The following is a 13046-nucleotide window of genomic DNA, read 5'->3' on the forward strand; positions in this document are numbered from 1 at the left end:
TCGGCATGGCAATAGAGGTCTGGTTCATGGTCAATCTCCAAACCGCACGCGGGGATCAACGAGGGCAACGCAGATATCGGAGACGATATTGCCTATCAGCATCAGCATGGAGGTGATAGCCAGAATGCCCATGACGGTGGGGTAGTCCCGCTCGACGATCGCCTCGTAACCGAGCAGGCCGATGCCGTCGATGTTGAAGATGGTCTCGATGAGGAAAGAGCCGCCAAAGAAAACGGTGAGCACAGACCCCAGGTGGCTGGCGATGGGGATCAGGCTGTTGCGCATCGCGTGGTCGGTGACCGCCTTGCGAAACGGCAACCCCTTGGCCACCGCAGTACGCACATAATCGGCCGACAGGTTCTCCATCAGGCTGTTTTTCATGGTCATGGTGAGGATGGCGAAATCGCCGATGGCGTAGGCGATAAGCGGCAGCAGGGCGTGGGCAAAGACAGTGCGGATCTGATCCCAGCTGCTCTCCATGTACTCAAAGTCGTCCCCCGGAAAACCGCCCATTGGCAGCCATTCCAGATGGAAGGCGAAGACGGTGATGAGGAAGATCCCCACCACGTAGGCGGGCAAGGCATAGGCCATGTAGATAAGCATGGAGCTCAACGAGTCGAAGCGGCTGTTGTGCCTGAGCGCCTTCGCCACCCCCAGTGGAATGGAGACCGCATAGCTCAGCAGAAAGGTTGCCAGCCCGAAGAAGGCGGTAACGGGGAGCCGCTCCTTGATGAGATCCCACACCGGTTCGTAGTAGCGGGTCGATTCGCCCAGATCCAGCACCGCCAGCTTCTGCAACCACTCCCAGTAGGCGACCAGCATGGGCTTGTCGAGACCATAGAAGGCCTTGAGCTCCTCGATCTGTTCATCGGAGAGGGCCTGCGCCCCCTTGCTGCCGCTGGAGCGGCCAGATTCATTCTGGGAAACCTGGGCTTGCAGCAGCATGCGCTCGACCGGTCCGCCCGGCACGAAACGGGTGATGGTGAAGACGAGCAGGGTGATACCGAGAAACGTCGGGATGATCAAAAGCATCCGGCGTAGGAAATACGACAGCATGGTGGAACCTCGTCCTTGTTGTTCTTTTTGCGGCCAGTCAAATCCGGTGACGGGCCTGTCCTTCCTGGCATTACGCGCTGGATTGGTTGCCAAACAGCAGACAATCCGCTTGGCCACTGTAAAAGCTCTGCAACAAAAATCAAGTACAAGGAAATGGAAAACTGGGACAAATGACCCGCTGAGACCAAAAGCACCGAAAAATGACGTTTTTTATCTGAAAAGTGAAAATCAAAACAAAACGCTACTGCTCAACATTATTTTAAAAAATATAAACAGCTGTTTGTTTGAATCTTGTGTTTATTTATGTGATTGAATTTTAAGTGCTTTTATTTCTGATGCCAAAGAAGGGAAAACGATATCATCTCGACAAATTTATCTATCTCCCCCATCGGAGTGGTCAGTCACAATAATAATTAAAATAGAGTTTTATTCTTATTTTTGCCAATAAATCGAAATAAGATATAAAGAGACAGCACGTAAACAAATAAGTTCATCAACTTTTAATTCAGCGTCTTTTACATGTTTTAACAACGATTTCACATTGCGCGGGATGTTTTTGGCAGAATTATTCACTAATTATGCCGGTCAAAATTAATACACTCCGCTTATTCCACATCTCACCCTCCCGATCCCCCCACTCCATTGACGTCGCCAGTCAAAGATTGATAAGCCTTACGCATCGCTCCAAAGAGGGCGGTATCAGGAAGCAAACAATAAACAACCAGGAAGGATATAAGCGATGCTTAGGAAGAGCAGAATCTCTGCTGCGATTGCGTTCGCCTTGGCGAGCCTTGCGGCGGCCCCATCCGTATCTGCCGAAGAAGGGCAGAACGTCGAAAAACTGCAGAAAATCAAAGTCACTGGCTCCCGTATCTCTCGTGTTGATGTTGAGGGGGCGACTCCGGTTGTCTCTGTCAGCAAGGCCCAAATTGAACAGTCTGGCCAGCAGACTGTGGCTGATTATCTGAAACAGGCCTCCTACAACTCCTTTGGTGGTTTCTCCCCATCCTCCGGTAGCTCTGCCCAGTCACAAGCCACCGTAGGGCTGCGTGGCCTTGGTGAAGATCGCACACTGGTGCTGCTCAATGGCAAGCGTATCGCCGGTTCTCCCTCCATGGGGGGCACCGCCATCAACCTCAACACCATCCCCATGGCGGCCGTTGAGCGGGTGGAAGTCAACCTGGACGGTGGCTCTGCCCTGTATGGTTCTGATGCCATCGGTGGCGTTATCAACGTGATCCTCAAAGAGGGTTTTGAAGGCTTGTCATTCCAGGGGCGCGTCGGTTCACCGACCGAGGAAGGTGGTGACGAACAGAGTGGTTCCATCGTCAGCGGCATTTCGGGTGAGAAAGGTTCCCTGATGATGGTCTACGAGCATGATGTCAAAGACGAAATCTATTACAAGGATCGTGATTATCTGGCCAAGCAGGGGGCTGAGTCTCCTAGCCTCTATGGTCGCAATATCAAGGGAGTAGACGCGGCAACTGGCAAGACCGTAACCCATACTCTGAATGGGGTCGACTGTGAAAGCACCGGCGCCGGTTTTGTCACCAAGGGTACGGCTTGCCGCTTCGACTTTGCCCAGGTCGCAGCCAAGACCGCCTCGCGTACTCGCGACACCGTCTATGTCAACGGCCGTTACCATATCAACGACAATGTGGATTTCGTGCCACAGATGATTGGTTCCCGGGTCACCAGTTTTGGTCGTTTCGCCCCTGCTGCCGGTGCCTTCACCGTGGATGGCTCCACCCCTGAAAGTGCTGCAGTCCTGTCTGCCAACAACTTCAGCACCGCCAAGGCTGCGACGGTTTACTACCGCTTCAACAACGTCGGTCCCCGTGACAACGAAGTGACCGACTTGACCGGTACCCTGAACCTGGGTTTTGAAGGGGTGGTTCCGACCGAGGCGGTTGGCGATCTGGAGTGGAATGCCGGTTACATGTACTCCAAAACAGATAACCAGAGTATTGGTAATGGCTATGTATTGGAGCCGGCAGTTCAGACTCAGGTAAACAGTGGAAACTTCGTCAACGGCAGCTTCTCCGCTGATGCCACCAAGGATCTCTCTTATACCACCAGCCGCAACTCCAAGATGGATTTCTTCCAGTGGTATGGCGGTCTGGGTTGGGAGATGGGCGAACTGCCTGCTGGCCCGGTCAGCTGGTATCTGGGTGCCGAGTATAACGATTGGGTTTACTCCGACACCTACGACAGCCAGTCCGAAGCGGGTAACGTACTGGGTTCATCCGGCAACTCTGGTAGCGGTGTGCGCGATGTGTTTGCCACCTACATCGAGAGCCTGATCCCCATCACCGAGCAGATCGAGCTGAACCTGGCGGGTCGTTACGACAAGTACAGCGACTTTGGCAGCGCCTTCTCGCCCAAAGCGAGTCTGCGTTATCAGCCGCTCGACCAGCTGATGTTCCGTACCTCCTGGTCCCAGTCTTTCCGTGCGCCGGGTCTGAATGATCTCTATGCGGCGGATGCCCAGTCAGCGGACTTTGCCAAGGACTATGTCTACTGCCAGGCCAATGGTATTGCCAACTGTTCCGAAGAGCAGTACGAGACAACGCGCCAATCCAACAAGAACCTGAAGGAAGAGACCGCCAATACCTTCACTATCGGGGCGGCCTACAATCCGCTGGACAATCTGAACCTGTCGCTCGATTACTACTACATCAAGATTGATGACGTGATCCAGCTGGCTACCACCCAGACCCAGTTCTATCAGGAGCTCAATACCGGCAGCAACCCGAACGTCATTCGTGACGCCAACGGCGATGTCGAGAAGGTCTATGCCGGCATGGTCAACCTGGGGCAACTCAAGACCAGTGGTATCGACTTCAAGGCGGACTACAAGTACGACTTCAACTCCTTCACCCTGCGTTACGACTTTGGCAGCAGCTACATCCTGAAATATGAGGAAGGTCTGTTTGCTGGTGGCCCAATGGTTGACAAGAAGGGCTGGAATGGCAAACCCGACTTCCGTTTCAACTCCGGGATCGGTGCCAACTTCCCGCAGCTGTGGAATCTGGATACCTACCTGAGCACCAACTATATCGACTCCCAGAGCCAGGACTATGTGGATGGCAAGGAAGAGGGCCATATCGCTTCCAACACCATCTGGAACCTGAACGTCGCGGTCGATACCAGCTGGAATGCCAAGATCCAGACCGGCGTGAAGAACATGTTCAACCGCGGACCTTCCCTGTCAAATGATGGTTACACCTACGATGAATACCTCTACAGCATTGACGGACGGGTCTACTACATCGACTACACCCAGAAGTTCTAATCAACCCCGTTGATATACAACCTCAGCCGGCCCGGTCGGGCCGGCTGTGCCCAACGTCCAAGGAAGTTACGGAGATAGGGTAATCCTATGAAGACAAGGACCATTACAATGAAGAAAGCGCTCCTTGGCAGCCTGGTTTCGGCCGCCTTGTTGACCAGCTTCAATCTGAGTGCCGCCACTGCCGGTCAGGCCGTGGACGCTCAAGCCGCCACCGACAACGCATCCAAAGTTTCCCAGCAGAAGATCGACAGCTATGCCGAATCTGCCGAATCCGCACTGGCCCAGTACAAGGCTGCCCTGCGTCAGGTCGACAGTCTGCGCACCTACAACGAGCAGGTGAGCAAGATGGTCGAGTCCCAGAGCGCCGAGCTGGCGTCGATGCAAAAGCAGATCGCCCAGATTGATCAGACCAGCACCGAAGTGGTGCCCTTGATGCTCAAGATGATCGACTCCCTTGAGCAGTTTGTGTCACTGGATCTGCCGTTCCAGAAGGTCGAGCGCGAGGACCGCGTGGCGGCTCTGACCGACCTGATGAACCGGGCCGATGTCACCATCTCCGAGAAATACCGCAAGATCCTGGAGGCCTACCAGATCGAGGAGGGCTTCAGCCGCACCATTGAGGCCTACAAGGCGAGCCTGGACAAGGATGGCAGCGAGAAGACCTACGAGTTCCTGCGCGTTGGCCGCATCGCGCTGCTTTATCAATCCCCGGATGGCAATGAAACCGGGATGTGGAACAAGAAGACTCGCCAGTGGGAAGAGTTGCCCCAGGAGTATCGCAGTGCGGTTGAACAGGGCCTTCGCATCGCCAAGAAGCAGGCGCCTCCCGCGCTGATCAAGCTGCCGGTTCAAACTGCGGAGAAAGCATCATGAAAGGAATCAAACTTGCTATTGCCTCCCTGATTGCGGGAGCAACCCTGGTCACCCTGCCGGTGACCGCCGCCGAAAAACCGGTGGATCTCAATGCGCTGCTGAACCAGGTCAAGGCCTCCAGCCTGAGCGAATCCCAACTCAACAAGGAGCGGGAAGCCCGCTTCCTGGCTGACAAGAACGAGCAGGGGGCGCTGCTGGCCAAGGCCAAGGCCGAGCTGGCTGCCGAAACAGCCAAGGGCGAGCAGCTCAAGGCGACCTTTGATGCCAACGACAAGCAGCTGACCGAACTGACCGAAACCCTGCGCCAGCGTTCCGGCAACATGGGCGAGATGTTTGGTGTGCTGCGTCAGTTTGCCGGGGAGTTCAAGGGGATCTTCAACGCCTCCGCTCGTCGGGTCGAGCATCCGGAGCAATCCGCCCTGCTAACCCGTCTGGCCGAGAGTAAAGAGCTCCCCTCCAGCGATGATCTGGAAGCGTTCTGGACCACCACCCTCAGCCGCATGGTGGACGGTGGCAAGGTGAGCCAGATCCCGGCGACCGTGGTCTATGGCGAAGGCAACCAGGCCGAGAAGACCGTCACCCAGATCGGCGAGTTCAATACCGTCTCCGAAGGCAAGTACCTCACCTTCGTGCCGGAGACCGGCAAGTTCGAGCAGCTCTCCCGGCAACCGGAGAAGAGTGTGCTCGCTCCCATCGCCGAGTTTGAACAGGGCGGTGGCGGGGTCAAGCCCATCTTTATCGACCCGTCTCGCGGCGTGATCCTCTCCCTGCTGGTGCAGTCACCGACCCTCAAGGAGCGTATCGATCAGGGTGGTTCCGTGGGTTATGTGATCCTGGCATTGGGGGTCATCGGTACCCTGCTGGCCATCTTCTGCGGTATCCGCCTGTCGCTGATCGGCTCGTCCATGCGCAAGCAGCTGAAATCCGATCAGATCATCAAGGGCAACCCCATTGGTGACATGCTGGGGGCCTACCAGAACCATCGCGGTGACAACATCGAGGATCTGGAGTCCAAGCTCGACGAGATCATCCTGCGCAACGTGCCCAAGTTCGAGAAGGGCATCAGCCTCATCAAGCTGATCGCCTCCGTCGCGCCGCTGCTGGGCCTGCTCGGTACCGTGGTGGGGATGATTGCCACCTTCCAGGCCATCACATTGTTCGGTACCGGCGATCCCAAGCTGATGGCGGGCGGTATCTCCGAGGCGCTGGTGACCACCATGCAGGGGCTGGTCGTCGCGGTGCCCATGCTGTTCCTCTACACCATAGTGCAGACCCAGAGCCGTCGTCTGATCCAGGTGCTGGAAGAGCAGAGCGCCGGTTTCGTCGCCCGTTATCAGGAACGTCTGCACGCCTCCAAAGCCGCAGCGTAAGGAGTCACCCATGTGGTTCTGGTTGATTGAAGAAGTCGAGTCGGTCCGCCGGTTTTTGGGATTGGGGGGCGATGTACTGGTCGCCCTGTTCTTCCTGACCCTGATGATGTGGGCCCTGTTGCTGGAGCGCTGGTTCTACTTCATGGCGGTCTACCCCAAGCAGGTGAAGCAGACCAAGGCTACCTGGCTGGCCCGTACCGATCACCTCTCCTGGTCTGCCAAGCAGATCCGGCGCGAGCTGGTCTCACGGGTCGCTATGGCGGTGGACAAGGGGATGCCGGTCATCAAGGTGTTGATCGCTCTCTGCCCGTTGATGGGGCTGCTCGGGACCGTGGTGGGGATGGTGCAGGTGTTTGACACCCTGGCCATCACCGGCACCGGTTCGCCGCGGGCGATGGCATCAGGGATCTCCAAGGCAACGGTACCGACCATGGCGGGCATGATCGCCGCCCTTTCCGGCCTGTTTTTTGTCAACCAGCTCGATCACAAGGCCAAACTGGCGGTGCAAAAGCTGGAAGACAACCTGAAACACGGTTGATGCAGGATGCATACCCCCGGCGAGGCATGGCCTGCCGGGGGCACAGAACAAGCAAGGAGTTTCTGCTATGAGAAAACGTTACAGCGACAGCGGTGCTGACGAGGCGGCTATCGATTTGACCCCCATGCTGGACATAGTGTTCATCATGCTGATCTTCTTCATCGTCACCACCTCCTTCGTCAAGGAGTCCGGTGTCGAGATCAACCGTCCCAGTGCCAGCACGGCCGAGACGGTGAAGAAGGGCAATATCATGGTCGCGGTACGCGAAAACGGTCAGGTCTGGGTCGACAAGCGGGTGGTCGAGGTCGGTGCGGTGCGCGCCAACATCGAGCGGCTGCGGGCCGAGAACCCGGAGAGTGCCGTGGTGATCCAGGCCGATAACGAATCCCGTTCCGGTCTGGTGGTGCAGGTCATGGATCAGATCCGCATGGCCGGTGTCCAGAACATCTCCATCGCGGCAGACAAGAGCAGCTGATGCCGGAGAGAGACCTATGAGATACCTGATATCGTTGGCGGTCTCCTGTGTGGTGGTGTTCTTTCTGTTTCTGGGAATGAACAAGCTGATCACACCGGATCACCGGGAGCTGGTGGAGAAGGATGACGTCACCATGACCGATTTCATCCGCCTCAAGCCCCAGGAGACCCTGCAAGAGAAACAGCGGGAGCTGCCCAAACCGCCGCCGCCCAAGCGTCCGCCACCGCCTCCCGAGATGGAAGTGGCCAGCACGGATCGGCCGAAGATGGAGAGCGCGCCGATGGACATGCCCAAGCTCGACATCCCGGTCAACATCGGTGGTGGCAACGCGCTGGGTGCCTACAGTACCGGCGGTGGTGGTGGCGGAGTCGGTGGCAACAACGGCGCCATTCCGCTGGCAACCTTCGAGCCCATGATGCCCCGCAAGGCGGCACTGGCGGGGCTGGCCTCCGGCAAGGTGCTGGTGGAGTTCACCGTCACCGAGCGCGGCACCGTCAGCAACGTGCGGATCGTCAAGGAAGAGCCGCGCAGTTATGACCTCGGCAAAGAGGCGCGCAAAACCATCGCCAAGTGGACGTTCAAACCGGCCATGGTGGATGGCAAGCCGCAGGCGAGCCGTATGCAGCAAGAGATCGAGTTTGCGGTCAACTAAGGAAGGTGGCGATGAACAAGTTACACAAGATGATCCTCGCCCCGGTCGCCATGGCGGTGCTGCTCAGCACCGCCAGTTGGGCCGCCGAGCAGCCGGCCCTGTCGGATCGGGCCTATCGGGCGGTCAACAAGGCGCAGGAGCTGATCACCGAGAAGAAATACGGCGAGGCCAATGCCAAGCTGCAAGACGCGCTCTCCGGCGCGGGCGAGCGGGTCTACGACAAGGGGGTCATATTGCAGACTCTCGGTTTCGTAGCCGCTCAGCAGGAGAAATACGGTCAGGCAACCAAGTACTTTGCCGATGCCATCGCGACAGGCGGCCTGCCGCCACCGGTGGCCCAGCAGGTGCGCTACAACCTGGCCCAGCTCTATATGGCGGAGGGCAATTATCAGGGGTCGATCAAGACCATGAAGGAGTGGTTTGCCAACCAGGGCAAGGATGACAAGCCCAACTCCCATGCCTATATCACGCTGGCCAACGCCCACGTGCAGCTCAAGCAGTACCGTGACGCGATCCCGGCGGTGGATCAGGCGATCAAGCTGTCGGCAGGTAAAGCGCCGGAGTCCTGGTATCTGCTGAAGATGGGCGCTCACTACGAGCTGAAACAGTACAAACCGGCGACCGAGGTCCTGACCTCTCTGGTCAATATGTTCCCGGAGAAGAAGAAGTACTGGACCCAGCTGTCGGCCATGCATATGCAGGCAGGCAACGATACCAAGGCGCTGGCTGCGCTGGAGTCTGCCTATAACCTCGGCATGTTGACCGAGGCCGCCGAGCTGCAGCGCCTCGCCAACTACCTCGCCTTCACCGGTATTCCCCATCGCGCCGCCCGGGTGATGGAGAAGGGGATGAAGGACGGGGTGATTGAGCAGAGCGCCAGCAACTACAAGACCCTGGCCAACTACTGGCATCAGGCCAAGGAGCTGGATCCGGCCATCGACACCCTGGCCAAGTCCTACCAGCTGGCCCCGAGCGCCGAATTGCAGCTGAAAATGGCGCGCATGATGATCCAGAGCAAACGCTATCAGGATCTGGTGGCGCTGGCCGCCAAACCGGCAGCCAATGCCAATGGTGAACAGCGGGCGGATCTCAAGTTCCTGACCGGTGTCGCCTATTTTGAGCAACAAAAGCCGAAGGAGGCCCTCAACGCCTTCACCCAGGCGGCTCAGAATGGCAACGTCAGCGGTCGGGCATCTCCGTGGATCAGCTTCCTCAAAGAGCAGAGTGGCACCGGAGAGGCAGCCGTCCAGTAATTCCAATGACAACTACCTGTAGTCCCTTTTATGGTTGCCTGGTGGCTCCATTAACCGCTCTTCGGAGCGGTTTTTTTATGGTGGCAGCCAGCACCGGCGGGTGGCCGACGCACGGTTTTATCCCTCTTCATCCCAATAAAGAGCCTCCGTCGACATTGGTCTATCTCCCCGGATGCGACAAACGTTTTAACCACTGCTGCAACCGTGAAGCAAGGTGGCGCTGCGCTGTGGTTGACTGGGGCTGGAGTGGCTCGCTGCCCGGCGGGCCGTGCCATTCATCTTTCACTCAGCTGCGACTTGCCAGTGTGGCTTTTGCCCTGTTGATAAGCGTCACATCGAAAACGGCTACTTTTAACAAGAAAAGCAACATATGGAAGTTGAAATTTTGGCCGACTCGGGAAAGAATGCGCGCTCGGTTATTTGGCGCCGTGGTGCAGGTTGACCCGCCACCGGCAGACCGAAGATAAGATGGCCTCCGGCCCATTTGGTACAGGAAACCACACAGGAATTTTATGAACCCCCTTCGCACTGCCGCTTCGGCCCTTTTATGCACACTTGCGCTGATCAGTCAGCAGGCTGCCGCCCTCGAGTACCGTCTGCCTGCGGCCAACAGCCGTCTGATCGGTGAGAATCTGGAATATGTGGTGCCTGCGGACAATCGTCCGCTGGAGCAGATTGCCTCCGAGTTTCAGTTGGGTTTGACCAATATCATGGAAGCCAACCCGGGCGTTGATCCCTATCTGCCGAAGGCGGGTAGCACCCTGATCATCCCCCACCAGCTGATCCTGCCCAACGCGCCCCGCGAAGGGATCGTCATCAACGTTGCCGAGATGCGCCTCTACTACTACCCGAAAGGGAAGAACGTGGTGGAAGTACTGCCCATCGGCATCGGTCAGCTGGGGGTAAACACCCCGGAGAACTGGATCACCAAGGTAGAGCGCAAGCGCGCCAACCCGACCTGGACCCCGACCGAGAACATCCGTCGCCGCTATGCCGCCCAGGGCAAGACCCTGCCGGCAGTATGGCCTGCGGGTCCGGACAACCCCATGGGTCTGCACGCTCTATACATCGGCAACCTCTATGCCATCCACGGCACCAACGCCACCTTTGGCATTGGTCTGCGGGTGAGCAGCGGCTGCGTACGTCTGCGTGCCGACGACATCAAGTATCTGTTCGACAACGTGCCGGTCGGTACCCGCGTCCAGTTCGTCAACCAGCCGGTCAAGACGACAGTCGAGCCGGATGGTGGTCGCTACATGGAAGTGCACGAGCCGCTGTCACGCACCGAGGAGGAGTTCAACTCCACCGCCTCCGTGCCGCTCCCGATGACACCGGCCATCACCCGCTTCATTGCTCACGCCGAGTCTGACTCCTACGTGGTCAAGCAGGTGCTGGAACAGCGTACCGGTATGCCAACCCGCCTCAATCCCTGATTGGGCAAATTGGCAGTGCCGCGCGCACTGGCTGAATAAAGAAAACGGCGACCAGATGGTCGCCGTTTTTTTATGGGGGAGTCACCGCTTGCTTACTGCACGCAGACCGGGCAGAAGGCGTAGGTGCCTTGCGGATCGTTGAAGCGGGTGAGCGGGTCGAGACTGCGGTTCACTTCCACCAATGCTTTGCCAAATCCAGCCGGCAGCCAGCTTTGCAACTGGGGGGCCAGCACTTGGGCACTGCTGTCAAACAGCTGGCGCAGGAACTTGTCCTTGGTGGACTCCTCCTGCTCGATGGGGGTCACCTGCCACTCCTTGAGGTTGGCCAGTTCGGCGGCGGCCTTGATGGCGTCATCCAGATTGCCGAACTCGTCCACCAGACCCAGGGCCTTGGCATCCTCACCAGTCCAGACACGACCTTCGGCCGCTTTCTCGGCCTCTTCCGGGCTCAGACCACGACCCTTGCTGACCAGACCGATGAAGCGCTGGTAGGTATCTTCCACGCTCAGCTGGATAGCCTGACCGACGTGATCCGGCAGGGCGCGGGTCGGGCCTACGCCGACGTAATCTGTGGTGCCGACCCCATCGGTATGGACACCGAACTGGGCCAACGCCTTGTCGATGGTGGCGAACATGCCGAATACCCCGATGGAGCCGGTGAGGGTGGTGGGGGAGGCGAAGATCTTGTCCGCATCGGCGGAGATCCAGTAGCCACCGGATGCGGCATAGCTGCCCATGGAGACCACTACCGGTTTGCCTGCCTGTTTCAGGGCCAGCAGCTCGGCGCGGATCTGCTCGGCGGCGAAGGCGCTGCCGCCCGGGCTGTCGACCCGCAGGACCACGGCTTTGACCTTGTCATCGCGGCGGGCATCGGCCAGCAGGTCGGAGAGGCTGTCGCCGCCGATGGTGCCGGCAGGCTGCACGCCATCCATGATGGCGCCGCTGGCGACCACCAGACCCACCTCATCCTTGCCGCTCTGGGGATATTGTTCCGGAATGGCAGCCAGATACTCTTTCAGGCCGACCCCTTTCCAGCCGTGGTCGTCCGCTTCACCCACCTCTTTAATGACCGCCTGGGTCATCTCGTCGCGTGTCGCCAGCTGATCCACCAGCCCGTTATCGAGGGCGTAGTTGGCGGCATTGCCACCGGCCTTGCGCAGCAGCTCGAGGAAGCGATCCTTGCCCGGCGCGACTGCATCGGGTTCGATCTCCCGCTGCTCGGCGACATCGGCCACATAGGATTGCCACAGCTGATCCAGCCAGCGTTGGTTCGCTTCTTTGCTCTCGGGGGACATCTCGTCGCGGGTATAGGGCTCGACGAAGGATTTGTAGGTGCCGACCTTGAATACATGCGGGGTGATGTTGAGCTTCTCCAGCGCCGACTTGAAGTAGGTCTGGTAGACACCAAGCCCCTCGATCACCACTGCGCCGCTCTGGTTGAGCAGCACATGATCGGCGTGGGCCGCCAGCAGGTATTGCCCCTGAGTGTAGAAGTCGGCCATGGCGATCACCGGTTTGCCGCTCTCCCGGAAGGAGTCGATGGCGCTCGCCACCTCCTGCAGTTTGGTGAAGTTGGCTCCCTGCAGCCCTTGCGGCTTGATCACCAGCGCCTTGATGCGCTCGTCATCCTTGGCACTCTTGATGGCCCACAGCAGGTCGGAGAGGACGATCTCGCTTGGCTGCTCGTCGCTGCTGTCCATCTGGCGCAGCAGTTGTACGGTGGGATCTGTCTGGGAGCGTTGCTCCACCAGCACGCCGTTGAGATTGAGGGTCAGCGCCCCTTCGATGGGCGCCTTGGGGGCCTCTTTCTGGCTGACGCTGAAGACGATGACCAGCACTACGATGAGAAACAGCAGATTGACCAGCATCAGCCGGGTGAAATTGAGCAGGCGCCACAGGCTGCGGAACAACCAACCCAGACCTTTGAAAATAGACATAGTCGCGTTATCGCCCTGTTAATGGGTAGAGAAGAGCCATTATTAACCAGTTGCGGGCGAAATTGCCATTTCCGACTGGCGGATCCCGCCTATCTTCGTTCAGGGCACGGCTGTTCGCTGAAAAATTGTCCAAACATTTGTTTGAAAAAGAATTTTCGATTCTT

General features: G+C 58.1%; 11 protein-coding genes. 9 read left to right on the plus strand and 2 right to left on the minus strand.

Going from position 1 to position 13046, the window contains the following annotated elements:
- Positions 1 to 30: 30 nt before the first annotated feature.
- On the minus strand, positions 31 to 1056 hold the full coding sequence (locus tag G5149_RS17470) for an ABC transporter permease subunit (protein ID WP_031227629.1): 1026 nt from the start codon (positions 1054 to 1056) through the stop codon (positions 31 to 33).
- Here G5149_RS17470 and G5149_RS17475 point away from each other — a divergent pair.
- From G5149_RS17475 to G5149_RS17515, 9 genes are all read left to right on the plus strand, one after another.
- Positions 1055 to 1369 carry a hypothetical protein gene (locus G5149_RS17475; RefSeq protein ID WP_421213152.1) on the plus strand — a complete coding sequence of 105 codons (315 nt, stop codon included), beginning with the start codon at positions 1055 to 1057 and terminating at the stop codon, positions 1367 to 1369. The two genes, G5149_RS17470 and G5149_RS17475, sit on opposite strands and share 2 nt — an antisense overlap.
- Before the next feature lie 426 nt (positions 1370 to 1795).
- Entirely contained in the window at positions 1796 to 4351 is a 2556-nt protein-coding gene (locus tag G5149_RS17480; protein WP_337073555.1) for a TonB-dependent receptor, read from the plus strand.
- Between the two features lie 108 nt (positions 4352 to 4459).
- Positions 4460 to 5224: a DUF3450 domain-containing protein gene (locus tag G5149_RS17485; RefSeq protein ID WP_100654455.1), complete on the plus strand. Its 765-nt coding sequence runs from the start codon at positions 4460 to 4462 to the stop codon at positions 5222 to 5224.
- On the plus strand, positions 5221 to 6594 hold the full coding sequence (locus tag G5149_RS17490; RefSeq protein WP_216979404.1) for a MotA/TolQ/ExbB proton channel family protein: 1374 nt from the start codon (positions 5221 to 5223) through the stop codon (positions 6592 to 6594). The genes G5149_RS17485 and G5149_RS17490 overlap by 4 nt, the downstream gene beginning before the upstream one ends.
- Before the next feature lie 10 nt (positions 6595 to 6604).
- Positions 6605 to 7132: a MotA/TolQ/ExbB proton channel family protein gene (locus tag G5149_RS17495; protein ID WP_005338936.1), complete on the plus strand. Its 528-nt coding sequence runs from the start codon at positions 6605 to 6607 to the stop codon at positions 7130 to 7132.
- 67 nt (positions 7133 to 7199) lie between these two features.
- Positions 7200 to 7607, plus strand: a complete 408-nt coding sequence (locus tag G5149_RS17500) for an ExbD/TolR family protein (protein WP_005338933.1) — start codon at positions 7200 to 7202, stop codon at positions 7605 to 7607.
- Positions 7608 to 7623: 16 nt separating this feature from the next.
- Complete coding sequence (locus G5149_RS17505) at positions 7624 to 8259, plus strand: energy transducer TonB (protein ID WP_005343441.1); 636 nt, start codon at positions 7624 to 7626, stop codon at positions 8257 to 8259.
- Positions 8260 to 8270: 11 nt separating this feature from the next.
- Entirely contained in the window at positions 8271 to 9512 is a 1242-nt protein-coding gene (locus G5149_RS17510; RefSeq protein ID WP_257696658.1) for a tetratricopeptide repeat protein, read from the plus strand.
- Positions 9513 to 10024: 512 nt separating this feature from the next.
- Positions 10025 to 10945 (plus strand): L,D-transpeptidase family protein, encoded by a 921-nt coding sequence (locus tag G5149_RS17515; protein ID WP_421213155.1) that lies wholly within the window; start codon positions 10025 to 10027, stop codon positions 10943 to 10945.
- A 92-nt stretch (positions 10946 to 11037) separates the two neighbouring features.
- Here the strand turns inward: G5149_RS17515 and sppA are convergent, their stop codons facing one another.
- Positions 11038 to 12882, minus strand: coding sequence for a signal peptide peptidase SppA (gene sppA, locus G5149_RS17520; RefSeq protein WP_069526535.1), 1845 nt, complete (start codon positions 12880 to 12882; stop codon positions 11038 to 11040).
- Positions 12883 to 13046 lie beyond the last annotated feature (164 nt).

The sequence above is a fragment of the Aeromonas sp. 600479 genome, assembly GCF_049175515.1.
Taxonomy (GTDB): Bacteria; Pseudomonadota; Gammaproteobacteria; order Enterobacterales; family Aeromonadaceae; genus Aeromonas; species Aeromonas veronii_A.

Bases quoted from the DNA above. Each gene is read 5' to 3' on its own strand.
- G5149_RS17475 (WP_421213152.1), top strand. From the start codon at position 1,055: ATGGTGGAACCTCGTCCTTGTTGTTCTTTTTGCGGCCAGTCAAATCCG.
- G5149_RS17470 (WP_031227629.1), bottom strand. From the start codon at position 1,056: ATGCTGTCGTATTTCCTACGCCGGATGCTTTTGATCATCCCGACGTTT.
- G5149_RS17480 (WP_337073555.1), top strand. From the start codon at position 1,796: ATGCTTAGGAAGAGCAGAATCTCTGCTGCGATTGCGTTCGCCTTGGCG.
- G5149_RS17485 (WP_100654455.1), top strand. From the start codon at position 4,460: ATGAAGAAAGCGCTCCTTGGCAGCCTGGTTTCGGCCGCCTTGTTGACC.
- G5149_RS17490 (WP_216979404.1), top strand. From the start codon at position 5,221: ATGAAAGGAATCAAACTTGCTATTGCCTCCCTGATTGCGGGAGCAACC.
- G5149_RS17495 (WP_005338936.1), top strand. From the start codon at position 6,605: ATGTGGTTCTGGTTGATTGAAGAAGTCGAGTCGGTCCGCCGGTTTTTG.
- G5149_RS17500 (WP_005338933.1), top strand. From the start codon at position 7,200: ATGAGAAAACGTTACAGCGACAGCGGTGCTGACGAGGCGGCTATCGAT.
- G5149_RS17505 (WP_005343441.1), top strand. From the start codon at position 7,624: ATGAGATACCTGATATCGTTGGCGGTCTCCTGTGTGGTGGTGTTCTTT.
- G5149_RS17510 (WP_257696658.1), top strand. From the start codon at position 8,271: ATGAACAAGTTACACAAGATGATCCTCGCCCCGGTCGCCATGGCGGTG.
- G5149_RS17515 (WP_421213155.1), top strand. From the start codon at position 10,025: ATGAACCCCCTTCGCACTGCCGCTTCGGCCCTTTTATGCACACTTGCG.
- sppA (WP_069526535.1), bottom strand. From the start codon at position 12,882: ATGTCTATTTTCAAAGGTCTGGGTTGGTTGTTCCGCAGCCTGTGGCGC.